Origin of the sequence: Sphingomonas sp. J344, assembly GCF_024700005.1 — a bacterium.
GTDB lineage: Bacteria > Pseudomonadota > Alphaproteobacteria > Sphingomonadales > Sphingomonadaceae > Sphingomonas.
Genome location: NZ_JAJONB010000001.1, coordinates 369,850 through 395,994, shown reverse-complemented (window position 1 = coordinate 395,994; position 26,145 = coordinate 369,850). Strand labels below are relative to the sequence as shown.

Annotated in this window: 26 protein-coding genes, 1 tRNA gene and 1 pseudogene; 17 read left to right on the top strand and 11 right to left on the bottom strand. The window is 66.1% G+C overall.

Annotation, left to right across the window (positions count from 1 at the left end):
- Window positions 1–36: 36 nt before the first annotated feature.
- The 5 genes from LRS12_RS02000 to LRS12_RS01980 form a co-directional block, all read right to left on the bottom strand.
- Window positions 37–1,164: an acyl-CoA dehydrogenase family protein gene (locus LRS12_RS02000; protein WP_257843070.1), complete on the bottom strand. Its 1,128-nt coding sequence runs from the start codon at window positions 1,162–1,164 to the stop codon at window positions 37–39.
- A gap of 111 nt (window positions 1,165–1,275) precedes the next feature.
- Complete coding sequence (locus LRS12_RS01995) at window positions 1,276–2,460, bottom strand: acyl-CoA dehydrogenase family protein (RefSeq protein ID WP_257843069.1); 1,185 nt, start codon at window positions 2,458–2,460, stop codon at window positions 1,276–1,278.
- Window positions 2,457–3,815 (bottom strand): amidase family protein, encoded by a 1,359-nt coding sequence (locus tag LRS12_RS01990; RefSeq protein ID WP_257843068.1) that lies wholly within the window; start codon window positions 3,813–3,815, stop codon window positions 2,457–2,459. The genes LRS12_RS01995 and LRS12_RS01990 overlap by 4 nt, the downstream gene beginning before the upstream one ends.
- Window positions 3,808–5,835, bottom strand: a complete 2,028-nt coding sequence (locus LRS12_RS01985; protein WP_257843067.1) for a 3-hydroxyacyl-CoA dehydrogenase NAD-binding domain-containing protein — start codon at window positions 5,833–5,835, stop codon at window positions 3,808–3,810. Before LRS12_RS01985 ends, LRS12_RS01990 begins: the two co-directional genes overlap by 8 nt.
- 28 nt (window positions 5,836–5,863) lie before the next feature.
- On the bottom strand, window positions 5,864–7,093 hold the full coding sequence (locus LRS12_RS01980) for a serine hydrolase (protein WP_257843066.1): 1,230 nt from the start codon (window positions 7,091–7,093) through the stop codon (window positions 5,864–5,866).
- A gap of 195 nt (window positions 7,094–7,288) precedes the next feature.
- Here LRS12_RS01980 and LRS12_RS01975 point away from each other — a divergent pair, with 195 nt between their 5' ends.
- Together LRS12_RS01975 and LRS12_RS01970 are read left to right on the top strand one after the other, a co-directional pair.
- Window positions 7,289–8,992, top strand: a complete 1,704-nt coding sequence (locus LRS12_RS01975) for a class I adenylate-forming enzyme family protein (protein WP_257845412.1) — start codon at window positions 7,289–7,291, stop codon at window positions 8,990–8,992.
- 61 nt (window positions 8,993–9,053) lie between these two features.
- Window positions 9,054–10,001 (top strand): DUF4253 domain-containing protein, encoded by a 948-nt coding sequence (locus tag LRS12_RS01970; RefSeq protein WP_257843065.1) that lies wholly within the window; start codon window positions 9,054–9,056, stop codon window positions 9,999–10,001.
- 72 nt (window positions 10,002–10,073) lie between these two features.
- Here the strand turns inward: LRS12_RS01970 and LRS12_RS01965 are convergent, their stop codons facing one another.
- Window positions 10,074–12,110: a M13 family metallopeptidase gene (locus LRS12_RS01965; RefSeq protein ID WP_257843064.1), complete on the bottom strand. Its 2,037-nt coding sequence runs from the start codon at window positions 12,108–12,110 to the stop codon at window positions 10,074–10,076.
- An 86-nt stretch (window positions 12,111–12,196) separates the two neighbouring features.
- Entirely contained in the window at window positions 12,197–13,657 is a 1,461-nt protein-coding gene (locus tag LRS12_RS01960) for a glycerol kinase (RefSeq protein WP_257843063.1), read from the bottom strand.
- A 144-nt stretch (window positions 13,658–13,801) separates the two neighbouring features.
- On the opposite strand from LRS12_RS01960, the gene LRS12_RS01955 reads away from it, so the two are divergent.
- Window positions 13,802–14,986, top strand: coding sequence for an AI-2E family transporter (locus LRS12_RS01955; RefSeq protein ID WP_257845411.1), 1,185 nt, complete (start codon window positions 13,802–13,804; stop codon window positions 14,984–14,986).
- Between the two features lie 44 nt (window positions 14,987–15,030).
- Window positions 15,031–15,107 (top strand) — tRNA-Asp (locus LRS12_RS01950).
- 22 nt (window positions 15,108–15,129) lie between these two features.
- Here LRS12_RS01950 and LRS12_RS01945 read toward each other — a convergent pair.
- A complete protein-coding gene (locus LRS12_RS01945) occupies window positions 15,130–15,495 on the bottom strand; it encodes a DoxX family protein (protein ID WP_257843062.1) in 366 nt (121 codons plus the stop codon).
- Window positions 15,496–15,556: 61 nt separating this feature from the next.
- Window positions 15,557–16,039 (bottom strand): Lrp/AsnC family transcriptional regulator, encoded by a 483-nt coding sequence (locus tag LRS12_RS01940; protein WP_257843059.1) that lies wholly within the window; start codon window positions 16,037–16,039, stop codon window positions 15,557–15,559.
- A 117-nt stretch (window positions 16,040–16,156) separates the two neighbouring features.
- On the opposite strand from LRS12_RS01940, the gene LRS12_RS01935 reads away from it, so the two are divergent.
- The 4 genes from LRS12_RS01935 to LRS12_RS01920 all read left to right on the top strand — a co-directional run bounded on the left by LRS12_RS01935 (window position 16,157) and on the right by LRS12_RS01920 (window position 18,879).
- Window positions 16,157–17,272: a S41 family peptidase gene (locus tag LRS12_RS01935; protein ID WP_257843054.1), complete on the top strand. Its 1,116-nt coding sequence runs from the start codon at window positions 16,157–16,159 to the stop codon at window positions 17,270–17,272.
- A 112-nt stretch (window positions 17,273–17,384) separates the two neighbouring features.
- Window positions 17,385–17,624, top strand: a complete 240-nt coding sequence (locus LRS12_RS01930; protein WP_066660091.1) for a DUF2312 domain-containing protein — start codon at window positions 17,385–17,387, stop codon at window positions 17,622–17,624.
- A 30-nt stretch (window positions 17,625–17,654) separates the two neighbouring features.
- On the top strand, window positions 17,655–17,981 hold the full coding sequence (locus tag LRS12_RS01925; protein ID WP_257843052.1) for a heavy metal-binding domain-containing protein: 327 nt from the start codon (window positions 17,655–17,657) through the stop codon (window positions 17,979–17,981).
- A gap of 154 nt (window positions 17,982–18,135) precedes the next feature.
- Entirely contained in the window at window positions 18,136–18,879 is a 744-nt protein-coding gene (locus LRS12_RS01920; protein WP_257843051.1) for a YebC/PmpR family DNA-binding transcriptional regulator, read from the top strand.
- A gap of 37 nt (window positions 18,880–18,916) precedes the next feature.
- On the opposite strand, the gene LRS12_RS01915 is transcribed toward LRS12_RS01920, so the two are convergent.
- Window positions 18,917–19,432: a hypothetical protein gene (locus LRS12_RS01915; RefSeq protein ID WP_257843049.1), complete on the bottom strand. Its 516-nt coding sequence runs from the start codon at window positions 19,430–19,432 to the stop codon at window positions 18,917–18,919.
- Between the two features lie 163 nt (window positions 19,433–19,595).
- On the opposite strand from LRS12_RS01915, the gene ruvC reads away from it, so the two are divergent.
- The 9 genes and pseudogenes from ruvC (at window position 19,596) to LRS12_RS01875 (ending at window position 25,226) form a co-directional block, all read left to right on the top strand.
- Window positions 19,596–20,093: a crossover junction endodeoxyribonuclease RuvC gene (gene ruvC, locus LRS12_RS01910; protein WP_257843047.1), complete on the top strand. Its 498-nt coding sequence runs from the start codon at window positions 19,596–19,598 to the stop codon at window positions 20,091–20,093.
- A 45-nt stretch (window positions 20,094–20,138) separates the two neighbouring features.
- Complete coding sequence (gene ruvA, locus LRS12_RS01905; protein ID WP_257843042.1) at window positions 20,139–20,738, top strand: Holliday junction branch migration protein RuvA; 600 nt, start codon at window positions 20,139–20,141, stop codon at window positions 20,736–20,738.
- Window positions 20,739–20,868: 130 nt separating this feature from the next.
- A complete protein-coding gene (locus LRS12_RS01900; protein WP_257843040.1) occupies window positions 20,869–22,104 on the top strand; it encodes an endo-1,4-beta-xylanase in 1,236 nt (411 codons plus the stop codon).
- 197 nt (window positions 22,105–22,301) lie between these two features.
- Window positions 22,302–22,631 carry a GIY-YIG nuclease family protein gene (locus LRS12_RS01895; RefSeq protein ID WP_257843039.1) on the top strand — a complete coding sequence of 110 codons (330 nt, stop codon included), beginning with the start codon at window positions 22,302–22,304 and terminating at the stop codon, window positions 22,629–22,631.
- Window positions 22,632–22,665: 34 nt separating this feature from the next.
- Complete coding sequence (locus LRS12_RS01890; protein WP_257843038.1) at window positions 22,666–22,833, top strand: hypothetical protein; 168 nt, start codon at window positions 22,666–22,668, stop codon at window positions 22,831–22,833.
- Complete coding sequence (gene ruvB / locus LRS12_RS01885) at window positions 22,826–23,848, top strand: Holliday junction branch migration DNA helicase RuvB (RefSeq protein ID WP_257843037.1); 1,023 nt, start codon at window positions 22,826–22,828, stop codon at window positions 23,846–23,848. The genes LRS12_RS01890 and ruvB overlap by 8 nt, the downstream gene beginning before the upstream one ends.
- A complete protein-coding gene (locus LRS12_RS01880) occupies window positions 23,841–24,143 on the top strand; it encodes a hypothetical protein (protein ID WP_257843036.1) in 303 nt (100 codons plus the stop codon). The genes ruvB and LRS12_RS01880 overlap by 8 nt, the downstream gene beginning before the upstream one ends.
- A 15-nt stretch (window positions 24,144–24,158) precedes the next feature.
- Window positions 24,159–24,317 (top strand): annotated as a pseudogene (locus tag LRS12_RS20225) (tetratricopeptide repeat protein); the annotation flags it as partial.
- A 54-nt stretch (window positions 24,318–24,371) separates the two neighbouring features.
- Window positions 24,372–25,226 carry a 50S ribosomal protein L11 methyltransferase gene (locus LRS12_RS01875; protein ID WP_374581227.1) on the top strand — a complete coding sequence of 285 codons (855 nt, stop codon included), beginning with the start codon at window positions 24,372–24,374 and terminating at the stop codon, window positions 25,224–25,226.
- Window positions 25,227–25,259: 33 nt separating this feature from the next.
- Here LRS12_RS01875 and LRS12_RS01870 read toward each other — a convergent pair whose 3' ends face one another.
- Window positions 25,260–26,138, bottom strand: a complete 879-nt coding sequence (locus LRS12_RS01870) for an OmpA family protein (protein ID WP_257843033.1) — start codon at window positions 26,136–26,138, stop codon at window positions 25,260–25,262.
- Between the last annotated feature and the right edge of the window lie 7 nt (window positions 26,139–26,145).

The window sequence follows — 26,145 nt, the reverse complement described above, 5'->3', positions numbered from 1 at the left end:
TTAGCCCCTCCCCTAAAGGGGAGGGGCTTTGGCAGATCAATATCCCGCCGCTTCGGCCAGCGCATTAGCGTGAAAGTTCGTATCGCCGAACAGCTCCGCCAGCACGCGCCCGCGCTTCATGTAGAAGCCGATTTCATATTCGTCGGTCATGCCGATGCCGCCGTGCATCTGGACGCCTTCCTGAACCGCCAGCGTGGAGGCCATGCCGGCCATCGCCTTGGCGACCGACACTGCGGTGTCGGCCTTTGTATCGCCGGCGTCGAGCAATTGTTGCGCCTTGAGCACTGCAGCGCGTGCGACTTCGAGTTCGGAGTAGAGATGCGCCGCGCGGTGCTGGAGCGCCTGGAAGCTGCCGATCAGCACACCGAACTGCTTGCGCTCTTTCAGATACTGGACGGTCATGTCCATCGCGCCGCCACCGACGCCCAGCATCTCCGCCGCCGCCCCGGCGCGGCCCGCTCCGAGCAATGCGTTGAGGACCGTGCGGCCGTCATCGACCTGACCGATCACTGCATCGGCATCGACCTCGACGCCTTCGAACGTCATACGGGCGGCGAGGCTCGCATCGGCCAGGCGTTGGGGGTCGGCGGTCAGGTTCGCCGCATCCTTCGGGACCGCGAACAGGGTGACGCCGTCCGTGTCCTCGGGCGATCCGGCGGTGCGGGCAGCGACGATGAGGAGGTCGGCGATGTGGCCATGCGTCACGAACTGCTTGGCGCCGGTCAGGCGGAAACCATTGCCCGACCGCTCCGCCTTCATCCCGATCGCGTTGCCATGCTTGGCGCGCTCGTCGATCGCGAGCGCCGCGACGGTCTCGCCCGCGAGGATGCCGGGGAACCAGCGTTCGGCGTGGCTGCTGCCCTTGAGCGCCGCCACCGCCGCAACCGCCGTGGTGAGGAAGGGGGAGGGGGACAGGTTGCGCCCGATCTCCTCCAGCACCACCCCCGCCTCGACATGGCCGAGACCGAGGCCGCCGTCGCTTTCGGGGATCAGAATGCCGGTAAAGCCCATTTCGGCGAATTGCTTCCACAGGTCGCGGCTGAACCCGGTCGTATCGTTCGCGTCGCGCAGCGCGCGCATATGGCTGACCGGGGCGGCTTCGGACACGAATTGCTGCGCGGCATCGCGGAGCATTGTCTGTTCTTCGTTGAGGTAGAGTGGCATCTAAATCTCCGTCGCCCTCTTTTTCGTCACCCCAGCGAAAGCTGGGGTCTGGTGCGGCAGGGGGACCGCTTCGCAACTGGAGACCCCAGCTTTCGCTGGGGTGACGGCAAGCTAGGACGGCAGCTCCAAAATCCGCTTGGCGATGATGTTGAGCTGGACCTCGCTGGTCCCGCCCTCGATCGAGTTCGCCTTGGTGCGAAGCCAGGCGCGCGGTTTGGCGCCGCCGTTCGAGCGTTCGCTTTCCCATTCCAGCGTGTCGGACCCGCCGCTCGCCATGATCAACTCGTGGCGGTCCTTGTTCAGCTCGGTCCCGTAGTATTTCATCATCGACGGCTGGGCGGGGTGGGTGCGCCCCGCCTTGAGCTCGTCGAGGAAGCGTTCGGACATCGCCGTGAACGCCTTGGACCGCACCTCGAACAGTGCCAGCTGCGCGCGCAGGATCGGATCGGCGAGGCGGCCCTGCGCGTCGAGCCCGACCGTCGCGATCGCGCCCTCGATCAGCGGATTGCCGCCGGGCGAGGCGAGGCCCATGCCGGAGATCATCTCACGCTCATGGCCGAGCAGATATTTGGCGACGTCCCAGCCCTTGTTCTCTTCGTGGACGCGGTTCTTCTTTGGCACGCGGACATTGTCGAAAAAGGTTTCGCAGAAGGGCGAGTAACCGCTGATCAGCAGGATCGGCTTTGTGGACACGCCCGGTGAGTCCATGTCGAACAAGAGGAAGCTGATCCCGCCCTGCTTGCTCTCCTTGCTGGTGCGGACGAGGCAGAAGATCCAGTCGGCCTTGTCGGCATAGCTGGTCCACACCTTCTGGCCGTTGACGATGTAATCGTCGCCATCGGAGATCGCGCTGGTAGCGAGGCCGGCGAGGTCGCTGCCCGCATTCGGCTCCGAATAGCCCTGGCACCAGCGGATCTCGCCGCGCGCGATCTTGGGCAGGTGTTCGAGCTTCTGCTCCTCGGTGCCGTACTTCAGCAGCGCCGGGCCGAGCATCGAGATGCCGAAGCTGTTCAGCGGATTGCGGCATTTGAGCGCCGCCATCTCCTCGCGCAGGATCTTGGCCTCAGCCGCCGACAGGCCGCCGCCGCCATATTCCCTGGGCCAGTCGGGCACTGTCCAGCCGCGTTCGGCCATCCGATCCATGTAGAGTTTCTGGTCGGGATTCTTGCTGTAGTCGGCCTTGCGCCCGCCCCAATTGGCGTCGCCCTCGCCGCGCATCGGCTGGCGCATCGACGCGGGGACATTGGCCTCCAGCCAGGCGCGGGTTTCGGCGCGGAATTGATCGAGATCGGTCATGGCTTGTCCTCGTCCAGCAGAGCGGCGATGCGGCGCGCGGTCGCAATCGCAAGATGGTCGTGATTGAGGTCGGTCAGCACCTGCACCCCGGTCGGCAGGCCGTTGGCGGTCCCGACCGGGAAGGTGGTGGCAGGCAGACCCGGATAGGTGGCGAGCCCCGCCCAGGCGAGGTGCGCGTCATAGCCGCTCTCCACGCCGTCGATGTCGAGCGTGCGTTCGGCCTGTGGCCGGGGGTCATGCGGAAAGGCCTGGGTTGCGGCGGGCGGCGCGATCACCGCGTCGACATCTGGGAATAGTGCGGCCCAGTCCCGGGTGTTGCGCGCCTGTGCGTCGAGCATCGAAAGATACGGGAGCAGGCGCGGCAGCGTGTCGTGCAGCGTCGGGTCGGACCGCGCGAACACCGTGCCGAGCAGCGCGGTATAGGCGTCATGCTGCGCCATCAGGTCGGGCAGGGCAGGGTGGATGCGGATGACTTCGACCCCATCGCGCGTCAGAGCCTCCGCCGCGCGCTCGACCCCGTCGACCACTGCCGCAGCAGTCGCGGTCGCCGGGTGCGCGGTCAGCACCAGCACGCGCCGGGCGGGTGCCGCCGCGCGCGGCAAGGGCAGGTCGGCGAGCAGGTCGAGCAGCAGCCGCAGGTCGCCGCCATCGCGTGCCATCGGCCCGATCACGCCCAGCACCGCCTCCGCTCCATCGCTGCCGGGGAAACGGTGGCCATAGCCGTTCAGCGCGCCATAGCTCGGCTTGTGCCCCCAGATGCCGCAGAAATGCGACGGGACCCGGATCGACCCGCCAATGTCGCTGCCCAGCTCGATCGGCACATAGCCCGCGGCCAGCGCCGCCGCCGCGCCGCCCGAGCTGCCGCCGCACGTGCGGCTAGGGTCGTGCGGGTTGCTGGTGCGGCCATAGATTGAATTGACGCTCTGCCAGTCGCCCAGCGCCTTGGGCACATTGGTCTTGCCGAGAATGATCGCGCCCGCCGCCTTGAGCCGCTGCACCGCGACCGCGTCCGAGGTCGCGATGTTGCCAGCCGCGTGGCCAAAGCCCCAGCTGGTCGGGAGCCCCGCGACGTCGAACGCCTCCTTGACCGTCATCGGCACGCCCAGCAGCGGGCGGCGCTCGTCGCGCGCCACCGCCGCATCGGCCGCGTCCGCCGCCACCAGCGCCCGGTCGAAATCGCGCACCACCACCGCGTTGATCGCACCGTCCCCGGCCTCGATCCGCGCGATGGCGGCCTCGCATTGCGCACGCGCGCTGGTCTCGCCTGCTGCAATCGCGGCGGCGATGTCGCGTGCGGACGCTCCGGCCCAGCGGTCGGTTTCCCGCGCCAGTGCCGGAGCGCCGGATTCAGCCATTGAAGCGTTCGCCCTTCTCGGCCTTGTCCTTGAGCAGCTGCGCGACCTTGAAGCCGTGCTTCTCCAGCCCCGCGACGATGGTCTTGAGGCCGACCGTGTCCGCCCAGAACATCGGGCCGCCGCGATAGACCGGCCAGCCATAGCCGTAGATCCACACGACATCGATGTCCGACGCGCGCTGCGCCATCCCTTCCTGCAGGATCAGCGCGCCTTCATTGACCATCGTGTACAGCGTGCGCTCGATGATCTCCTCATCGGTCACGTCGTGCTGGACTGCGCCGGTCTTCTTGCGGAAATCCTCGATAATCTCGGCGACACGCGGGCTGGGCGAGGGGTTGCGCTTGTCGTCATAGTCATAGAAACCGGCCTGCTTCTTCTGGCCCCAGCGCCCTTCGGCGGCGAGCGCGTCGCGGATGCTCTCGATCCGGGTCGGGTCGCGGTGCCAGCCGATGTCGACACCGGCGAGGTCGCTCATCTGGAACGGCCCCATCGGCATGCCGAATTCGACATGGACGCGGTCGACCTGCTCGGGCGTCGCGCCTTCCATCAGCAGCTTCATCGCCTCGACCTGACGCGGCATCAGCATGCGGTTGCCGATGAAGCCGTGGCACACGCCCGCGACCACCGCGACCTTCTTGATCTTCTTGGCGACGTCCATGACCGTCGCCAGCACATCCTTGTCGGTCTTCGCGCCGCGCACGATTTCGAGCAGCTTCATGACATTGGCGGGCGAGAAGAAGTGCATGCCGACGACATCGCCGGGACGGCTGGTCGAGGCCGCGATCTCGTCGATGTTGAGATAGCTGGTGTTGGAGGCGAGGATCGCGCCCGGCTTGCAGATCGTGCTCAGCTTGCCGAAAATGTCCTTCTTGACGTCCATATTCTCATAGACCGCCTCGATCACCAGATCGCAGTCGGCGAGGTCGTCCATGCTGAGAGTCGGGGTCAGCAGGCCCATCGCCTGTTCGACCTGCTCGGGCTTGATGCGGCCACGCGCGGCGCTGCCCTCGTAATTCTTGCGCATCACGCCGGTGCCGCGGTCCAGCGCTTCCTGCTGCATCTCGACGATCGTCACCGGGATGCCGGCGGACAGGAAGTTCATCGAGATACCACCGCCCATCGTGCCGGCGCCGATCACGCCGACCTTCCTGATCGGGCGCAGCTGCGTATCTTCCGGCACGTCGTCGATCTTCGCGGCCTTGCGCTCGGCGAAGAAGATGTGGCGCATCGCGGCGCTCTGCGTGCCCATGATCAGCTTCATGAAGCCGTTGCGTTCGCGCTGAACGCCCTCGGCATAGGGCTTGTCGACCGTCTCCTCGATCACCTTGATGATCTCTTCGGGCGCATCGAAGCCGCGGAAGCGCTTGGCGTTGGTCTTGCGGAAGGCGTCGAACACGCCCGCCTCGACGGACACCGGCTTTTCGCTGGCGCGGGGCAGGGGGCGGACGTCGGCCACTTCCTTGGCATAGGCGATCGCGTCGGCGGTCAGGCTGTCCTCACCGGCGAGGCGATCGACCAGGCCTGCGGCCTGCGCGACCTTGGCCGGGACCGGATCGCCCTTGGCCGCCAGTTCGAGCGCGAATTCGACGCCCGCGACGCGCGGCAGGCGCTGCGTGCCGCCCGCGCCGGGCAGAATGCCGAGCTTCACTTCGGGCAGGCCGAACTTCGCCGAGGGCACGGCGATGCGGTAATGGCAGGCCAGCGCCACCTCACACCCGCCGCCAAGGGCCGTGCCATGGACCGCGGCGACTACCGGCTTCTCGCTTGCCTCGATCGTGTCGACCACGGTCGGCAGACCCGGCTCCTGCATCGGCTTGCCGAATTCGGTGATGTCGGCCCCGGCGAAGAAGGTGCGCCCGTCACAGCGGATCACCGCCGCCTTCAGGCTGTCGTCGCTGTTCAGCTCCTTGATCGCCGCGTCCAGCCCCTGCCGCACCGCCGCGCCCAGCGCGTTCACCGGCGGGTTGTTCGAGGTGATGACGAGGATATCGCCCTGTTTTTCGGTCGTAATCACGGACATGTCGCTCTCCAGTTGCGTGCTGCGCCGGTCAGGCCAGCGCGGAATAGATCATCGTCTTCAGCTCGCGCCGGATCGGGTAGAGCCCCGATGGCGACAGCTGGGTCATGAACACCATCGTGATCCGCTCGACCGGATCGACGAAGAAGGCGGTCGAAAACATCCCGCCCCAGTAAAACTCCCCGACGCTGCCCGGGATCATCGAGCGCGCGACGTCGATGTTCATCGCAAAGCCGAGGCCAAAGCCGGTCCCGGCACTCTGCGTCTCGCTGAACAGCGATCGCGACAGCGCCGACAGGTCCTTGCCGCCGGGCAGATGGTTCATCACCATCAGGTCAAGCGTCTTGCGCCCGATGATCCGCGCGCCGTCCAGCGTCCCGCCGTTGAGCAGCATGGTGCAGAACCGGTGATAATCGAGCGAAGTCGAGACCAACCCGCCGCCGCCCGACAACAGCGTCGGCTTGCGGCTCCACGCCGACTCCGCGCCGCGATCGTACACTACCCGGCCTTCACCGCCCTTGAACGTGTAGCAGTCGGTCAGGCGATCGACCTTGTCCTCCGGGACCATGAACCCGGTGTCGTGCATGCTGAGCGGGGCGAAGACGTGCTGTTCGAAATAGGCGTCGAGCTTCTGCCCCGACACCCGCTCGACCACCGCGCCGAGCACATCGGTCGATACCGAATAATTCCACGCCTCGCCCGGCGAAAATTCGAGCGGCAGCTTGCCCAGCGCCGCGACGAACCCGTCCAGATCGAGATGCCCGTGCCAATTCTCGATCCGCCCCTCGCGATAGGCCGCATCGACATTGCCGCGATTCTGGAAGCCATAGGTGAGGCCCGATGTATGCCGCAGCAGGTCGATCATCCGCATCGGCTCGGCGGTCGGCTTGGTCACGAACGGCACCCCGCCGCCGCCGCCATTATAGACGCCCAGCCCCTTGAATTCGGGCAGCACGTGATGGACCGGCGTGTCGAGCGCGACGCTGCCTCCCTCGACCAGTTGCATGAACGCGATCGACGTCACCGGCTTGGTCATCGACGCGATGCGGTAGATCGAGGTTTCGTCCACCGCCGCGCCACCCTCACGCGCCGCACCCTGATGGCTGAAATGCGCGATCCGCCCGTCGCGGGCGATCAGCAGCTGGGCGTTAGGCAGCTTGCCCGAGTCGAGGTAACGCGCCTTGACGAACGCATCGATGCGGGCGAGCCGGTCGGTGTTGAAGCCGCTTTCCGTAGCGGTAGCGAAGGCGGTAGAGTCCATACCTAGAATTCGAATCCTCGTCCCGGCGTTGTCGCGTCCTTGTCGCTTCCCTATTGCGTTGAGCGGCTAATGAATCAAGAATGAAGTGTGAAGCCGGTGGGTGGAATCGCCAAACCGGACATTCAACAACGAATTTTGGAGAGACCCGCCTTGGCCCCCGAACCGCTCATCCCGCTCGACCCCTCCTGGCCGAAGATGACGCTGGCGCAAGCCCAGGCGCTGATGACCGCGCCCGGCCAGAAGCTGGAAATGGAAGAGATCGAAATTCGCGGCGTGAAGACGCGCGTCTGGAAGAATGCGCCGCCCAACCTCGCTGCCTTGCTCCACCTGTCGCGCACCCATGGCGAGCGCATCTTCACCATCCACGAAGATGAGCGAGTCAGCTTCGAGGCGAATTTCCGCGCCACCGCGCACCTCGCGACCAAGCTGCGCGAGATGGGGGTGGTGAAGGGCGACCGCGTCGCGCTGGCGATGCGCAATACGCCCGAATGGCCGGTGATCTTCTTCGCCGCGGTCAGCATCGGCGCGATTCTGGTGCCGCTCAATGCGTGGTGGACCGGCGGCGAGTTGGATTACGGGCTGCGCGATTCGGGGTCGAAGGTGTTGTTCCTCGACGGCGAACGCTTCGCCCGGCTGCAGAAGCGGTTGCCCGACCTGCCCGATCTTCAACGCACCATCGTCAGCCGCTGGGATGCCGAGCTGCCCGAAGGTGTCGACAAGCTCGAAGACCTGATCGGCGCGCCAAACGACTGGGCGGCGCTGCCCGACATCCCGCTCCCCGCCGAACCGACGCTGGAACCGGAGGACGATGCGACGATCTTCTACACAAGCGGCACTACCGGCTCGCCCAAGGGCGCGCTCGGCACGCATCGCAACCTGTGCACCAATATCATGTCGGGCGGCTATGCCGCCGCGCGCTCCTACCTGCGCCGGGGCGAGATGCCGCCCGAGCCGCAGCCCAAGGTCGGCCTGCTCGTCATCCCGCTGTTCCACGTCACCGCCTGTTCGGCGAGCCTGATGGGGACGCTGGCGGCCGGGAACACCGCCGTGTTCATGCGCAAATGGGACGTGGTCGAGGCGATGGAGATCATCCAGCGCGAGAAGGTCAACCTGACCGGCGGCGTACCGACCATCGCCTGGCAGATCCTGGAGCATCCCGACCGCCACAAATACGACCTCTCCAGCCTCGAGGCGATCGCCTATGGCGGCGCGCCCTCGGCGCCCGAGCTGGTCAAGCGCATCTTCACCGAATTCGGCGCACTGCCCGGCAATGGCTGGGGCATGACCGAGACAATGGCGACCGTCACCAGCCATTCGTCCGAGGATTATCTCAACCGCCCGACCAGCGCCGGCCCGCCCGTGCCGGTCGCCGATCTCAAGATCATGGATGCTGACGGTCAGACCGAGCTGCCCATCGGCGAGGTCGGTGAGCTGTGGGCCAAGGGGCCGATGATCGTGAAGGGATACTGGAACAAGCCCGAGGCTACCGCCGAATGCTTCCGCGACGGCTGGGTCCGCACCGGCGATCTGGCGAAGCTGGACGAGGAAGGGTTCCTCTATATCGTCGACCGCGCCAAGGACATGATCATCCGCGGCGGCGAGAATATCTACTCGTCCGAGGTCGAAGACGTGCTCTACGCCCATCCTGCCGTCACCGACTGCGCCCTGATTGGCATCCCGCACAAGACGCTGGGCGAGGAACCCGCCGCCGTGGTTCACCTTGCGCCGGGCATGGAGGCGACCGAGGCGGAGCTGCAGGCATGGGTTCGCGAGCGGCTGGCGGTGTTCAAGACCCCGGTCGCGATCCGCTTCGTCGCGGAGACGCTGCCGAGGAACGCGAACGGGAAGATCTTGAAGAAGGATCTGAAGGCGTTGTTTGTGGAGGAGGCGGCGGCTTAGCGAGTTGCGCTTGTGCTGCCGCGCCTTCGATGCCAGTCCCTCATTGTAGGTAGGGGGCGTGATGGACCGGCGATTGATCCTGGCGCGCATTGTCGCGGTTGCCGGGCTGGCGATGTCGCCGTTTCGTGCAGCGTCGGCGCAGGCTGACAAATCGTCGGAGGCGCGGATGCGCGAACATAAGGCCGCGATCGCCAAGGCGATTGCGGCGATCCCCTATCGCCGCGTCGAAACGACTGGACACGACGCGCTCAAGACCTGGGAGCGTCTCGCGGCGTCCGGCGAAGGGTGGCCGATCATCGTGGGCGGTGATGACGATCTCGCCCGTGTCGCCGAGCTATGGACGATTTTCTCCGAAACGCGCCCGGAGGATATTCTCACCCGCGCCAGCAAGATCAAGCACCCCGATGCGCTTCAGGCACTTGTTGCAGACCAGCGCAAGGATGACGCCAAGGCGACCCGCGAGATGCTGAAAAAGGGTGATGACGAGGCGCTGCCATGGATAATTGACGTCGGTCCGGACGGAAAATCCCGCCGACTGTCGCCCGCAGAGGTCCGAGCGCGCATGGCAGCGGAAGCTGAGGGAGGCGATCCCGATGTCGGTGAGTGGCCGGCCGATGCGGACGTCTTCAAGGTCAGGTTGACCGTCGCAGAAGATGGGGAGGGCAATCCCCTCGACCGCGTCCACATCCTGGTTCTACCCACGCAAGAGGCCGCCGCCGCTCCTGCCTATCTGCGGTGGGGTGATTGGAATGCCTGTCCTGCGCCCGAATATCATGTCGCGGCGCTGCGCGATTGGCACAAGCGCTATGGGGCGGTGCCGGTCGGGATGTCGGGCGATGTCATCAATGTCCGTGTGACCCGCCGCCCGGCATCGCGGGAGGAGGCGATGTCCTTGGCGCGCGAGCATTTCCTCTATTGTGAGGATATCGTCTTGCAGGGAACCGACACCTTTGCGCCGCTTGCGGCGGGGCTGATGCACAGCGATTGGTGGTTCTTCTGGTGGGACTGACGGGTTGACCCGCTAGCCTGAACGAAAAGGGCCGGTCCGAACCGGCCCTTCTGCCTCAAAAGGCGACTCGCCTCACCAAATCTTCACCCGCTGCTCCGGCGGCAGGTACAGCGCGTCGCCGGGCTTCACGTTGAACGCCACATACCAGGCATCGACATTCCGGACGATCCCGTTGACGCGATACTTGGCCGGGCTGTGCGGCGCGGTCAGCAGGCGGGCGCGCTCTGCATCCTCGCGAAGCTTGGTCTGCCATGCCTGACCATAGGACAGGAAAAAGCGCTGATCGCCGGTCAGGCCATCGATCACCGGTGCCGTGCCGTGCTTGGCCTGGTAGCGCTGATACGCGCCATAGGCCATTTCGATTCCGCCCAGATCGCCGATATTCTCACCCAGCTTCAGCTTGCCGTTGATCTTCATCCCCGGCACCGGCTCATATTGGTTGTACTGCTCGACCAGCACCGCGGTGCGCTTGGCGAAGGCGGCCTTGGCTTCGGGTGTCCACCAGTTGGCGAACTTGCCGTCCGGGCCGAACTGGCTGCCCTGATCATCAAACCCGTGACCGATCTCGTGCCCGATGATCGCGCCGATCGCGCCATAGTTGACCGCCGGATCGGCCTTGGGATCGAAATAGGGGGCCTGAAGGATCGCGGCGGGGAAGGTGATCTGGTTGGACAGCGGGCTGTAGTATGCGTTCACCGTCTGCGGCGTCATCGACCACAATGAGCGATCGACCGGCTTGCCCAGTTGCGACAGCTGATAGTTGAAGCCCCATTGCTGCGCGCGGATCATATTGCCGAGCAGGTCGCCGCGACTGACCTTATAGGCCGAATAATCGATCCACTTGACCGGATGGCCGACGCGCGGATCGAACGCGGCGAGCTTCGCCAGCGCCTTTTCCTTGGTCGCCGCGTCCATCCATTCGTTCGCCTTGAGCCGTTCCTCGAGGCTGGCGCGCAGGTCGACGATCAGCTCGTTCATCTTGGCCGAGCTTTCTGGCGGATAATGGCGCGCGACATAGATTTCGCCGACCGCTTCGCCCAGCGCGCCGTTGACCAGCTGAATCCCGCGCTTCCACCGCTCGCGCTTCTGCGGGGTGCCCGACAATGTCTTCTGGTAGAAGTTGAACGACGCATCGTCGAATGCCTTGGGGAGATAGGGCGCATTGGACGAGATGAAGTGGAAGGTCATCCAGTCCTGCCACGTCGAAACCGGGGTCTCGCCGAACATCTTGCCCAGCGCGGTCAGCGCGGTGTCGTTGCCCATGATCATCTTGGGCAGCGATTCGAGGCCAGCCGTCTTCATCATCCCGGCCCAGTCGAATTCGGGGGCGAGCTTGGCCATGCCCGCACGGTCCATCGGCTTGTTCAGCGCCATGATGTTGCGGTTTTGCTCGGGCGTCCAATGCACCTTGGCCATCGCCGTTTCGAACGCGACGATGCGGTCGGCCTTGGCAGCGGCATCGGCGACGCCTGCCAGCGTCATGACCTGTTCGACATAGGCGCGATAGGCCGCGCGGAACCCGTCATATTTTTCGCCCTCGAGCAGATAGTAATCGCGCGCCATGCCGAGCGATCCCTGTCCGGCAAAGGCGGTAAACTGGGTCGGGTTGGCGAGATCCGGAATGATGCCCATCGAAACCGGGCTGGCGTATCCGGGCGTCGCGAACAGCGTCTGCAGCTTGGCACGGTCATTGGCCGCCGCGATCTGCGCCAGGTAGGGCTTCAATGGCGCGGTGCCGCGCGCCTCGATCCCCGCTTCGTCCATCCAGCTGGCATAGAGGTCGCCGATCTGCTTGCCCTTCGCCCCGAACTGACCGGGATTTTTGGACATATCGTCCAGGATCGCGCGGACTGCGACCTCGGCCTCGTCGGTCAGCTTGACGGCATAGCCCGCCGACGACCGGTCGGCCGCGATCTCGACCGACTTGGCCCAGCCGCCATTGACATAGGACCAGAAGTCATCGCCCGGCTTGACGCTCTTGTCCTGCCCGGTCAGCTCAAGCCCGACGGTGCCGTAACGCGGCCCGCTTGCGCTCTGCGACAGGGCGGGGCCGGTATGCGCGAGCGCGGCGACGCCCAGCGTTAGGCGCGCGAAAACACTGATCTTCATACGAAAAATTCCCCCAGGACTCGGTGGTGTATTGCGCGACGATAACGGTTGACGGGAGGGGGCGCAATGCTGCCAGGGGCGTGAGGTCAGTTCACCACCCTCGCCACAGCCTTCTTCCACCCGCCAAGCCGCGCCTCCCGCGCGCCGATGTCCATCGCCGGTTCGAACATCTCGACCCGCCCGCGCATCGCTGCAGCCTCCTCCAGCCCGGCGAACATCCCGCACCCGACACCCGCCAGCATCGCCGCGCCCAGTGCGGTCGTTTCGGTGAATCGCGGCCGCTCGACGGTCACGCCCAGCACATCGGCCAGGTCCTGCGCGATCCAGTCGTTGGCGACCATTCCCCCGTCGATGCGCAGCCGCGACCAGTCGCAGCCATCGGCGGCGAAGGCGGTTTTCAGGTCATGGCTCTGGTGGGCCATCGCCTCCAGCGCCGCGCGCACGACATGCGCCTTGCCGCTGGCGAGGCTGAGCCCGCTGATTGCCCCGCGCGCCTCCGGCTCCCACCAGGGTGCGCCCAGCCCCGACAGCGCGGGGACGAAGTACACCCCGCCATTGTCGGCAACGCTGCGCGCCAGCGCCTCGGTCTCTGCCGCATCGGTGATCAGCCCCAGCGAATCGCGCAGCCATTTGACCACGCTCCCCGCAACGAACACCGATCCCTCGATCGCATAGCTGCGCTTGCCGCCGAGCTGGCACAGCACGGTCGACAGCAGCCGGTGGCGCGATGTCGGCTGGCGTTCGCCGGCATTGGTCAGCACGAACGCGCCGGTGCCATAGGTCGCCTTGGTATCACCCGGTGCCAGGCACGCCTGCCCGATCGTCGCCGCCTGTTGATCTCCTGCGAGCCCGCAGATCGGGATGCGCCCGCCGAACAGGGTGGTCGATCCGAACCGCCCGGCGCAATCGACGATCTCGGGCAGCGCCAGCCGCGGGCAATCGAACAGGTCGAGCAGCCCGTCGCTCCACCCACCGCTGCCCAGCCCCATCAACAAGGTGCGCGAGGCGTTGGTCGCGTCGGTGACGTGCAACCCGCCGGTCAGCTTCCACACCAGCCAGCTCTCGACCGTCCCGACCGCCAGCCGGTCGCCCGCTTCGCGCAATTGCGGCCAGTTCGCCATCGCCCACGCGATCTTGGTCCCGCTGAAATAGGGGTCGAGCAGCAATCCGGTGCGTGCCTGCACCCCGGGTTCCTCGCCGCGCTCCTTGAGCGCGCGGCACAGGTCGGCGCTGCGCCGGTCCTGCCACACGATGGCGGGGGCGAGCGGCGCGCCGGTCTCCTTGTCCCAGAAGACGATCGTCTCGCGCTGGTTGGTGATGCCGATGGCGGCAATGGCGTCCGCCCCGCCCGCGCGCTCGACCATGGTCATCGCGCAATTGGCCGATCTGGCCCAGATCTGGTCCGGGTCGTGCTCGACCCAGCCGGGCCGGGGGTAAAACTGGCCCAGCGGCACCGCGATGCTGTCGATACAGCGGCCGTCGGGGGCGAACAGCATCGCGCGGGTCGAGGTCGTCCCCTCGTCGATGACCAGCAAAATCTCTCCCATTCGGACAGGTTAGCCGGGATTACATCGCGCGCAAATCGCGCTAGGATTCACAGAGAGGTGAAGCAGGTGGACGAAGGGTTCGGTAGCGATCGGCGGGATACAGGGGAGGACGATCCTTCCGAATCACCGTCGCATTTCGTCGCGATGGTTCCGCCGGCGGAGCAGGAGAGCGAGGCCGAGAATCGCCGCGACCGGCTGCTCGCCGGGCTGACGCTGATGGCCGGCATCGGCCTGGTCCTTGCCATCCCCTTTGCACTCAAGGCCGGATCACCCTTCTTCCTTCCGCTTACCGCTGCGATTGTCATCGCGATCGCGTTGGTCCCGATCCTGGAGTGGCTGGAGCGGCATCGCGTGCCTGCGCCGCTGGCCGCGCTGATCTGTCTGTTGCTGTTCCTGACCGCCGCGAACGCCGCGCTTGCGTCGATCGTCGTTCCCGCCTGGGGCTGGCTGTCGATCCTTCCGGAGCGGATCGACAATATCCAGTCGAACGTGAAGCCGCTGATCGATTTCTATTCGAATTTCGAAAATTTCGTGAACCGGACGATCCAGGACCTCGCCCAGTCGCGCCCGATTCAGCCGGCCGAGACCGCGGCACAGGCCCCGCCGCGCTCACTGCTCGAACTCGCGGCGACCAGCGCGCCGACCGCCTTCATCGAAATGTTCTTCGCGGTGCTTGTCATCTATTTCTTCCTGTCGGGCTGGACCCGGCTGCGGCGCAACGCGATCACCAGCCGTACCAGCTTTGGCGGGGCGATGGCGACCGCGCGGGTGATCCAGGACGTGGTCGACGATACCTCGGCCTATCTCGGCACGATCACGATGATCAACGTGACGCTGGGGCTCACCGTTGCGGGGGCGCTGTGGCTGATCGGCATGCCCACACCGATGATGTGGGGCGGCATCGTCGCGCTGCTCAACTACATCCCCTATCTCGGCCCGATCTTCGCCGCTGCCTTCCTTGCCGTGGGTGGGTTGATGACATTTCAGGACGTGTGGACTGCGCTGTTGCCCGCCGCGATCATGATCGGGCTGCACACGATCGAGGCGAATGTCATCACCCCGCTGGTGGTCGGGCGGCGGCTGACGATCAACCCGATCATGATCCTGATTTCATTGAGCTTCTGGGGTTGGGTCTGGGGCACGCCCGGCGCGCTGCTGGCGGTGCCGCTGCTCATCATCATCCAGACCGTGCTGAACGCCGCAGGCAAGCCCGATATCGCCGGATTCCTGTTCGAACACGGCACGCTGGTGGCGCGCGGCAACCCCGCCGCACCGCGTCCGCAATTTACGCGCGAAACCGGTGTTGACAGCCCCGACCCGCCCGTCTAGGTGCCGCGCTCTCGCAAGGGACTGCGCTTCGGCGCGGGGGCCGAGCGGGTGTAGCTCAGTTGGTTAGAGCGCCGGCCTGTCACGCCGGAGGTCGCGGGTTCGAGCCCCGTCACTCGCGCCACCCCTCACGGGTGGCCCATTCTTCAAAATCGCCGATCCAGCGCGTATCTGCCCGCACCAATCGTCGCGAACATCAGCCCGAACAGCACCAGTGCCGTCGCCGGAAACGCGCCGCGCACGCCCAGCGCCAGATCGACCATCACCAAGGCGACGATGAAGTTGATCGCGCAGACGATCCCTGCCCAGCGAGTCGCGAGGCCCAGCACGAAGCACACACCCACCGCCAGCTGTGCATAGACCGAGAGCGGCGCCATCACTTCCGGCATCACGAACCCGTGCGCGCGCAGGAATTCGGCGAATTCCGCCATCCGTTCGGCGCTCAGGACATTGTCCCACACCCCCCAGATCAGGAAGGACCCAATCACCAGTCGGGCCGTCAGCAGCGCCAAATCCGTTCCCTCCGCCAGTCGCGGCAGTGAAACGATGTCCCGATCCATATCCGTCCTCCCCCTAATCTCCATCCCCCGGCATCAGCATCACCGCAGCGCTCTGTTTGTGAACGCGCTTGATGAAGCTCGTCTCATAGCGTCGCACCGCCGGGTCGTTCTGAAACAGCCGTTCGGCCAGCGCATTGTAATCGGCCATGTCGCGCGCGCAGACCAGCACCGCCAGATCGTCCGCACCCGCAACATCAAGAATCATCTGCACCGAGTCCTCGGCGGCGAGCGATGCCCGCAGCGCCGCGATTCCGCGCTCCTCGGCATGTTCATGCACCTGCACCCGCACCAGCGCCCGCAGCCGCCGCTCGGTGAGCTTCGGCGCGAGCATCGCGACATCCGCCGCGATAAAGCCATCGGCACGCAGCCGCCGCACCCGCCGCGTCACTGCGGAGGCCGACAGCGGCACGTGGCGCGCCAGCTCCTCCGCCGTCGCCAGCGAATCGGCCTGAAGCAGGTTGAGCAACTGGATGTCGAAGGCGTCGAGCTTGCTCATGTCCGGCGCGAAGCCCCTCCCGAATGACGATTTTCGGCACATAGCGCGCTGAGTTCGACTGCAAAAGGCGTGTTAGTCAAGTATAACACCATGCGACACCCGCTTTGGAGAGACTGGATGCGCAAGGAAGTGATCGCGGCGATAACACTGGCAGCAATGGCCCCTTTGGCGATGGCGCAAAGCGAGGCACCCGCACCCGCGCCCGCCGCCGCCTATGACGCCGCCGCCGCCAAGGCGGCGATCGCCACGCTGGCGGACGAGCTGGAGAAGAACTTCGTCTTCCCCGACACCGCCAAGCGCTACGCCGCGGCGCTGCGTACCAAGCTTGCGGCGGGCGGCTATGACGGGCTGACCGACGGCTATACCCTCGCTGGAGTGGTAACCGCCGATCTTCAGGCGATCGCGCCCGACGGGCATCTCGCGATGTTCGCGCCTGGCGGACCCCAGTCGCAGCGCGTCGGCCAGCCCTCGACCCAGCAGCAGATCGGCAACGCCCCGCTGCCCCCGCCCGCGATGGAGCAGGCCGGGATGATCGCGCCGGGCATCGCCTATGCCCGCTTCAACGGCTTTTTCGGCGAGCCGGACGTGCTCAAGGCCTTCACCGCCTTTCTCGACCGGCATGCCGGAGCCAAGACGCTGATCATCGACGCGCGCACGCATCGCGGCGGCGGGCTGGACGAAATGGACGTCCTGTTTCCGCGCATCTTCGACAAGGCCCAGGCGGTGATGGTGATGGATACGCGCGCTTCCTTCGCCGAACAGGGCGGGCCGCTGCCGTTCCGCTCGCTGGTCAAGGTCGATGCGCCGGCGGAGCTGGCGCGGGTCGAACATCGCGTTACCCCGGCCAGCCCGGCAAGTCCGTGGGCGAAGACCAAGATCTATTATCTCACCTCGCCGCGCACCGCCTCTGCCGCCGAACATCTCGCTTCGGTGTTCAAGGGGACGAAGCGCGCGACGCTGATCGGCGCGACTACCGCAGGGGCGGGCCATTATGGCGGCACCGCGCCGCTCGGCGGCGGCTATTCGGCGTTCATTCCGGTTGGCCGCAGCTATTTCCCCGGCGGCGACGGCTGGGAACAGGTCGGGATCACGCCCGACATCGCGGTCGCCCCCGAACGTGCGCTCCACGAAGCGCTGGTGCGCGAGGGCGTACCCGCCGCGCAGGCCGAGACGCTGTCCGCGTCGCACATGCCCAAGGGACCGATGGAGCGCCGCAAGTCCGGCAAGCGCTGAACCTTTGCCCGCAAGCGGGGCGGCGGCGCTATCCACAGCGCGTGTTCGCCGCCCCCTTGCACCCCCGGTCACAGCCGCTAAACGCCCCCGTTCACCTTATATGGAGCGGGACATGAGCGACTCGATTTCGGCCGAGCAGCTGCGCCTTCTGATCGAGCGGATCGAGCGGCTGGAAGAAGAAAAGAAGGGCATCAGCGACGACATCAAGGATGTCTATGGCGAGGCCAAGGCGACCGGGTTCGACGCCAAGATCATGCGCACCATCATCCGCCTGCGGAAGATGGAGAAGCACCAGCTCGACGAGCAGGACGCGCTGCTGGAAACCTATCGCGCCGCGCTGGGGATGCAGTAGGCTTGCGCCTCCAACGCACGGAGGCTCAAGATGATTCTGACGACGACCAGCACCGTCGATGGCCACGGCGTCACGCGTTACCACGGCATCGTGACCGCCGAGGTCATCATTGGCGCCAACATTTTTCGCGACCTGTTTGCGGGCATCCGCGACATCGTCGGCGGTCGATCGGGTAGCTATGAGCGTCCGCTCAAGGAGGCGCGCAAGACCGCGCTCGACGAACTGCAGGACGAGGCTCGCGCGCTGGGTGCCAACGGCGTGATCGGTATCGATTTCGATTACGAAGTGATCGGCCAGAACGGCTCGATGCTGATGGTTTCTGCCTCGGGCACGGCGGTGACGCTGAGCGGGGCGTGAGATACCAGTGCTCCTGCGAAGGCAGGAGTCCGGAGCCACGCGCGGCGTCTCTCGAAACGCTGGGCACCTGCCTGCGCAGGAGCACGGCTAGGCATTGCGCCCACCCGCGCCTCTCGCCTAGAGACGCCGCCACAATCTTCCACAGAGACACCCCATGGCAGGCCATTCCAAGTTCAAGAATATCATGCACCGCAAGGGCGCGCAGGATAAGAAGCGCTCGGGCATGTTCAGCAAGCTCAGCCGCGAAATCACCGTCGCGGCCAAGATGGGCCTGCCCGATCCCGACATGAACCCGCGCCTGCGCGCAGCGGTGAATGCGGCCAAGGCGCAGTCGATGCCCAAGGACAATATCCAGCGCGCGATTGACAAGGCCAGCAAGGGCGACGGCGAGAATTACGAGGAAATCCGCTATGAGGGCTTCGGCCCCGGCGGCGTCAGCCTGATCATCGAGGCACTGTCCGACAACCGCAACCGTACCGCCACCAATGTCCGCACTGCGGTGTCCAAGAATGGCGGCAATCTCGGCGCGTCCGGATCGGTCAGCCACGCCTTCGACCGGGTCGGCCTGATCACCTATCCGGCCAGCGTCGGCGACGCCGAGAAGGTGTTCGAGGCGGCGCTGGAGGCCGGCGCCGAGGACGTGACGTCGAGCGAGGACGGCCACGAAATCTGGACCAGCAACGCCGATTTGCACGAAGTCGCCAAGGCGCTGGAGCCGGTGCTGGGCGAGGCCGAGGGGGCCAAGCTCGCCTGGAAGCCGCAGACCATGGTCGAGGTCGACGAAGCCGATGCCGCGACGCTATTCAAGCTGATCGACGCGCTCGACGACGATGACGACGTTCAGACCGTCTGGGGCAATTACGAAGTCTCGGACGCGGTGATGGCCAAGCTGGGGTGAAGTTCCATTCCTCCCCCTTGCGGGGGAGGATCAATTTCTAAGCCGCCCGGTCGTCCGCGGTATCCTTGCCCAGCAGCGCCCGCACGCGCCATGCGTCGGCGGCCCAGTTGGTCCCCTGTGAAAACGATACCGACGCGATACGCGGCGCATCCTCGAGCAGCGGGAACAACTCGCGCTCCTCGCGGTCCATCCGGTCTTCCAGCTCGGCGGTGCGCAGCCGGACCGCGACCGCATAGGCGCGCCAGTCGCGCACCACCACATCGGGCGGGAAGCGCTTGGTATGCGCCGCGAACCGCTCATAATCGACCGCGGTCGATTTATCGAAGCGTTCGGCGATTTCACGTGCCACCGGGTCGGCGTGGAGCCGCAGCCGCGGGTAGATCATCCGGTCCTTGAGCGTCAGCGTCCGCAGCAGCGTCCGGGTAAAGCGCCAGCGCGCATCGTTCAGCACTTCGACGCCCGGCGAATCGAACTGCCTGGCAATCGTCGCCATCTCCACGTTGCACTCACGCAGGCGGCGATGTTCGGCAAAAAACTGATCGAGATTGGACACGGTGCAAACCCGCTTTCATGCTCCGAAACTGAAACCGGTCGCGCGGGGAATCGCACATCCGGGGAAGGCTGGTGCCGTCCTCAGGACTATCTTAGGGGAAGTTTATGAGTTCAGGTCGCGCCATAGATAATCCTACCTACCGTTCACGAAACAACCGCGACCAATGAGCCAGTCACAGGTGATCCTCGGCCTCGATCCCGGCCTTGGTACGACCGGCTGGGGGCTGATCCGCGCCGAGGGCAACCGCCTCAGCCACATTGCCAATGGCCAGCTCAAGACCGATGCAAAGGCACCGCTCGCGCGCCGTCTCGCGCATCTCGACGCGATGCTCGCCGCGCTGATCGCCGACCACGCCCCGGATGGTGCGGCGGTCGAGGAGGTGTTCGTCAACTCCAACCCGCAATCGACGCTCAAGCTCGCCCATGCGCGCGGCGTCGCGATCGCCGCCGTCGCGCGCGCGGGACTCGATGTCGGCGAATATGCCGCGCGGCTGGTCAAGAAGGCCGTGGTCGGCACCGGCACCGCCGAGAAGGTTCAGGTCCATGCGATGATCGGCCGTCTGCTTCCAGGTGCAAAGATCGCCGGCCCCGACGCCGCCGATGCGCTCGCGGTCGCGATCTGCCACGCGCACCATCTGGCGTCGGCGCGCCGGATTCCCTGACCTTTTCGCTTTGCGCACCTAACCCGTTCCGCTTATGTCCCGTCCATGATCGCGCATCTCAACGGCCATCTCGCCGCCACCGGCATCGACCATGCGGTGATCGACGTGAACGGCATCGGCTATCTGGTCGGCGTGTCGGCAAGGACGCTCGCGGCGCTCGGCGCGGTCGGCGAGTTCGTCACCGTCCACACCGAGATGCTGGTGTCCGAGGATTCGATCCGCCTGATGGGCTTTGCCAGCGCGGAGGAGCGCGACTGGTTCCGCCTGCTCACCGGGGTGCAGGGGGTGGGGGCGAAGGTCGCTCTCGCGATCCTCTCGATCCTGTCGCCCGCAGAGGTCCAGACCGCCATCGCCCGCGCCGACGCCGCGATGGTGGCGCGCGCCAATGGCGTTGGCCCGAAACTGGCGCAGCGCATCGTCAACGAGCTGAAGGACAAGGCTGGCGGCGTGGCGGTTGGTGGCGGCGGGGCAGGGGCGGCGGCTCCGGCCAGCGGCGCGGCGAACGACGCGGTGTCGGCGCTGCTCAACCTCGGCTTCAAGCCCGCCGAGGCGAGCAATGCGGTGAATGCTGCGAGCGATGAGCTGGGGCCGGGCGCGACGCTCGACGCGCTGGTACGGCTGGCGCTGCGCAAGGCGGCGAAGTGAACTCGCGCTGACGGATAAAGATAGCGCTACCAGATTCCCGTTGCGCTTCATTCTGATAGCGCTACCATCTTTCGCCGGGCGCGAGTCCGGTCCTGCGAGCCCCCAACGGGCCGCCAGAAGGAGAGAGAGGATGCGGTCCCTGACGCGACGGGAAACCCTTGCCCTTGCCGGTGCGCTGGGCGTTTCGGCATGTAGCGGGGGAGGGCCGGGCACCGGCACCATTTCCACCCCGTCTCCGACGCCGACACCCGCCCCGCCGGTTACCCCAAGCCCGACGCCAACACCGACGCCAACTCCCACCACGACCCTCGCCGCCGCCGCTGCGGCGAAGCGGATGCGCTTCGGCTCCACCTTCAACTGGGCCGCGCCCGGTGCCGATGCCGGGTCGTTTAACAACCCGTCTTATGCCGCACTGCTCGAACGCGACTGCCAGGTGCTCGTCCCCGAGAACGAGATGAAGTGGGAGTATCAGTCGAGCGCGGAGAATGTGTACGACTGGACCCGCGCCGACCAGATGCTGGCTTACGCCGAGTCAAAGGGCATGGAGATGCGCGGCCATTGTTTCCTGTGGTATATTCAGGAGCGCTTCCCCGCCTGGCTGCGCAGCTATCCGATGGGTGCGGACCCGCGCGCCACCGCCGAGCGGCTGGTGCGCACGCATGTCCAGAACACCGCGCGCCATTTCGGCAACCGGATCAAGAGCTGGGACGTGATCAACGAGGCGGTCGATCCCGCGACCGGCAATGTCCGCACAAACATCCTCCACAATGCGGTGGGCGGCGACACCTCGATCCTCGACCTCGCCTTCCGCACCGCGCGCGCCGAGCTGCCGACGGCGGAGCTGGTCTATAATGACTATATGGACTGGGGCTCGACCACGCACCGCAACGGTGTGCTGGCGCTGCTTCAGGGCTTTCGCACGCGCGGCGTGCCGGTCGATGCGCTGGGGATCCAGTCGCATATCGGATTCTACTCCAGCGGCACGGCGCAGGACATCGCCAATGCCCAGATCCCGGCGATGCGATCCTTCCTCGATGCGGTCGTGGCATTGGGGTACAAGCTGATCATCACCGAATTCGACGTCAACGACCGCAACCGCACTGGCACGGTGGCGCAGCGGGACGAGGATGTCGCGGTGTACGGCCGCGCCTGGCTCGACCTGTTGTTCAGCTACCCCCAGCTCAAGGACGTGCTCGTCTGGGGCATGAACGACAAATATAGCTGGCTGCAGAATTTCGGCACCCCGCGCCCCGACGGCCAGCCGCTGCGTCCCTGTCCCTATGACGCCAGCGCGCAGCCGAAGCGGTTCTACACCGCGATAGGGGAAGCGTTTGCCGCAACGACCGCGCGTCCTGCACCGACCTGACGGGGAGGGGGATTGGCTTGCCGCAAGCGAACGGATAAGGAACGTCCGTGGCGAGCATCATCCCCCAATACAGTCCTGAGCGGGAGGCGGCGACGTGACGCGCGCCGCCGTCCCCACCTCCCGTCATGCTGAACTTGTTTCAGCATCCACCGCGTCACGAGCGACGACCCCACGGTTCCATTCCGAAGGGCGAAGCCATGCCCAAACTACCCTGCGTCTACATCCTGGCCAGCCAGCCGAACGGCACAATCTATGTCGGCGTGACCTCCGACCTGATCGCCCGGCTGGTTCAGCATCGCAGCGGCGAAATCCCGGGATTCACCGAGCGCAACCACGTCCACATGCTTGTCCGATACGAATTCTTCGCGACGATGCCGGAGGCAATTGCGCGCGAAAAGCAGCTCAAGCGCTGGCACCGGCCATGGAAGATCAATTTGATAGAATCCGAAAACCCGGACTGGCTGGATCTGGCGGTCGGGTTGGGGCTGGAACCGCTGAACAGTCGCCCGCCGCATGGTGGATGCTGAAACAAGTTCAGCATGACGGTAGGAAGTCATGAGTGTGCGTCGCAAAGCTCTGACTATTGCCGTGTTGACGGTCGTCGTCGGAATCGCTGCAGGATGGTACTTCCTGTTCCACAGCGAATGGGCGCGGATCGATACCTGCCTCGATCGCGGCGGACGTTGGAACTATGACGCCGGATTGTGCGAACAGGGCAGCCATGACTGACGACCGCATCCTCACCGCTTCGCGTCGCCCGGAGGATATCGACGCCGCGCTGCGGCCCAAGTCGCTCGACGAGTTCGTCGGCCAGCGTGCCGCGCGCGATAACCTGCGCGTGTTCATCGATGCCGCCCGGCAGCGTGGCGATGCGCTCGATCATGTGCTGTTCTTCGGCCCGCCGGGCCTCGGCAAAACCACATTGGCGCAGATTATCGCCAAGGAGATGGGCGTTGGCTTCCGCGCCACCTCCGGCCCGGTGATCGCCAAGTCGGGCGACCTTGCCGCGCTGCTCACCAATCTCGAGGATGGCGACGTGCTGTTCATCGACGAGATTCACCGCCTCGCCCCCGCAGTCGAGGAGGTGCTCTATCCCGCAATGGAGGACCGCGCGCTCGACCTGATGATCGGGGAGGGGCCGTCGGCGCGCAGCGTGCGGATCGACCTGCCGCGCTTCACCCTGGTCGGCGCGACCACGCGACAGGGGCTGTTGACCACGCCGCTGCGCGACCGCTTCGGCATTCCGGTGCGCCTGCAATTCTATACGGTCGAGGAACTGACGCGCGTCGTCACGCGCGCCGCCAACCTGCTTGACCTGTCGATTGCCGAGGATGGCGCGGCGGAGATTGCGCGCCGGTCGCGCGGCACCCCGCGCATCGCCGGACGCCTGCTGCGCCGCGTGCGCGACTTCGCCAATGTAGCGGGGGAGGCGGTGGTCCACGCCCGCGCTGCCGATGCCGCGCTCAACCGGCTGGAGGTCGACGCGCTCGGCCTCGACGCGATGGACCGCCGCTACCTCACCATGATCGCCGACATCTATCGCGGCGGGCCGGTCGGGGTGGAAACGCTCGCGGCGGGCCTGTCCGAGCCGCGCGATACGGTCGAGGAGGTGATCGAGCCCTATCTCATCCAGATCGGCCTGATCGCCCGCACCGCGCGCGGCCGCTGCCTCAATGCGGCGGGGTGGAAGCATCTTGGCCTCAACCCGCCCGCCGGGTCGCAGGACGGATTGTTCGATGGGTGAGTCGGACAGTTTCGAGGCGACCGATCTGCCTGCTCCGGACATGCAGGGCGACGTCCGTGCGGCGCTTGCCGCGGCGATGGAGCTGCATGAAGCGGGCAATCTCGCCGGTGCGGAGGCAGGCTATCTTCAGGTGCTCGCCCAAGGGTATCGGCGCACCGACGTGCTGCCGCTGCTCGCCGGGCTGCTCGGCCGCCTGTCGCGCGCCGAAGAGGCGCTGGCGGTGTGGGACGATCTGCTCGCGCTCGACCCGTTCCACGCGGTTGCGCTGCATGAGCGCGGGCTGACGCTCCACTAGCTCGGTCGCACCGACGACGCGATTGCAAGCCTCGAACGCGCCTGTGCGATCGACCCCGACAATCCCGTCGCGATCGGCAACCTCGCGGTGGTGCTTGCCGATGCCGGGCGCAATCTCCAGGCGGTCCAGAGCTTTCGCCGCGCGCTGGCGCTCCAGCCCCGCAATCTTCACCTTCACCATCAGCTGCGTCGGCTCGGCTCGGCGTCGGTGCCCTTCTGGCACATCCCGATGATGAACGACGCGCCGCGCAACGATGCGTTCGAGGCCGCGATTAAGGCGGCGATTGCCGCGCGGGGGCCCCAGGCGCGCGTGCTCGACATCGGCGCGGGCAGCGGGCTGTTGTCGCTGATGGCCGCGCGCGCCGGCGCGCAACAAGTGGTGGCGTGCGAGATGGAGCCGCTGATCGCCGAAATGGCGCAGCAGATCGTCGCGCGGAACGGCTATGCCGACCGCATCACCGTCCACGCTAAACCCTCGACCGACCTTGCCGTTGGTACCGACCTCGACGCGCCCGCCGATATTCTGGTCTCCGAAATTCTCTCCAGCGACCTGCTCACCGAAAAGGTGCTCGACACGTTCGAGGACGCGCACCGCCGCCTGCTCGCCCCGGACGCGATCATCATCCCGCGCGCGGCGAGCGCCATGGGGTGTCTGGTGGCGAGCGAAACGCTGGCCGACTACGCCTTTGTCGGCAATGTCTCTGGGTTCGATCTGTCCCCCTTCAACGCGCTGGCGCAGCAGCGCCTCCCGATCCATGGCACGATGACCGGCTGGGACCGGCTGTCCGACGACCATGAACTGGTCCGCCTCGACCTGACGCAGGCGAAACATGACGGTGTGCTCGCGCGCCTCAGCATTCCGGTCACCGCGAGTGGCCGCGCGATCGGCATCGTCCAGTGGATGCACATCGACCTGTGGCCTGGCATTACCTTCGACAACCACCCCGATCATTATGCCGACGGCGGCTGGCTTCAGATCCTGCACAGCTTTCCACAGCCGATCGACGTCGTCGCGGGCGACACGCTCGACATCGCGGTCGGCCATGACCGGATCACGCTGATCCTGTTGCCGCTGGCGCAATAGAACGGCACCGGGGTTTCCCCCGGCACCATCGCATCAGATCCCGTCAACCGCCTTGCTGACCAGGATGTTCACCGCCACACGGCGGTTCTGCGCCTTGCCTTCCTCGGTGCTATTGTCGGCCAGCGGGTCGGCCTCCGCCATGCCGGTCGGGGTCAGCATGCGATAGGGCTTCCACCCGCACGCCTGTTGCAGATGGTTCACTACCCGTGCCGCGCGCTTTTCGCTCAGCTCCTGATTGAGCTCCTCCGGCCCGGTCGCGTCGGTATATCCGACCACCAGCAACAGCGCATTCTCCATCGACCCGGCCTGGCTCGCCGCGCTGCACAGCTCGGCCTTGGCCTGTTCGCTCAGCACCGCCTTGCCGGTCTCGAAGTTCACGTTGGTCGTGCCCTTCACATTATACTGGTCGATATCGCCCACGCGGCCCTTCAGCGCCTCGGTCGCCGCGGTCTGCTCAGCGAAGCGCTGGTCGGTGCCGTTGCGAATCATCGACGCGGTCTTAAGGTCTTTGGTCTGCAGCTTGATCTGGCTCGCCACCAATGTGCCGTTCCAGTCCCGCGTCTTGATCGTAACCGGCAGACCGTTGAGCAGCGCGTCGGCCCCCAGCTTGTTGCGGCTGAGGCCCAGAAAGCCGCCACTTGCCCGGATATCGGTCGCTCCGGTCACCGCGACGACCGTTCGCGTGCCATCGGCGGTGGTGACCTGAACCTGGTCGCCCTGCCGCGCTGAGATCATCCCGCTAACCTCGGGCCCCTCGGACAGCTGCTCGAACGGCGGCAACGCCGTGCTCTGGATCGTGACCTCATTCTCGGACGCCGGTGCGACCTCCTGTGCGGACAGGCCGGCCGGGGCGACGGTCGCCAACAATGCGGTCATGGCAAGGGTCTTGGGGTTGAGGGAACGCATGAACATACTCCTG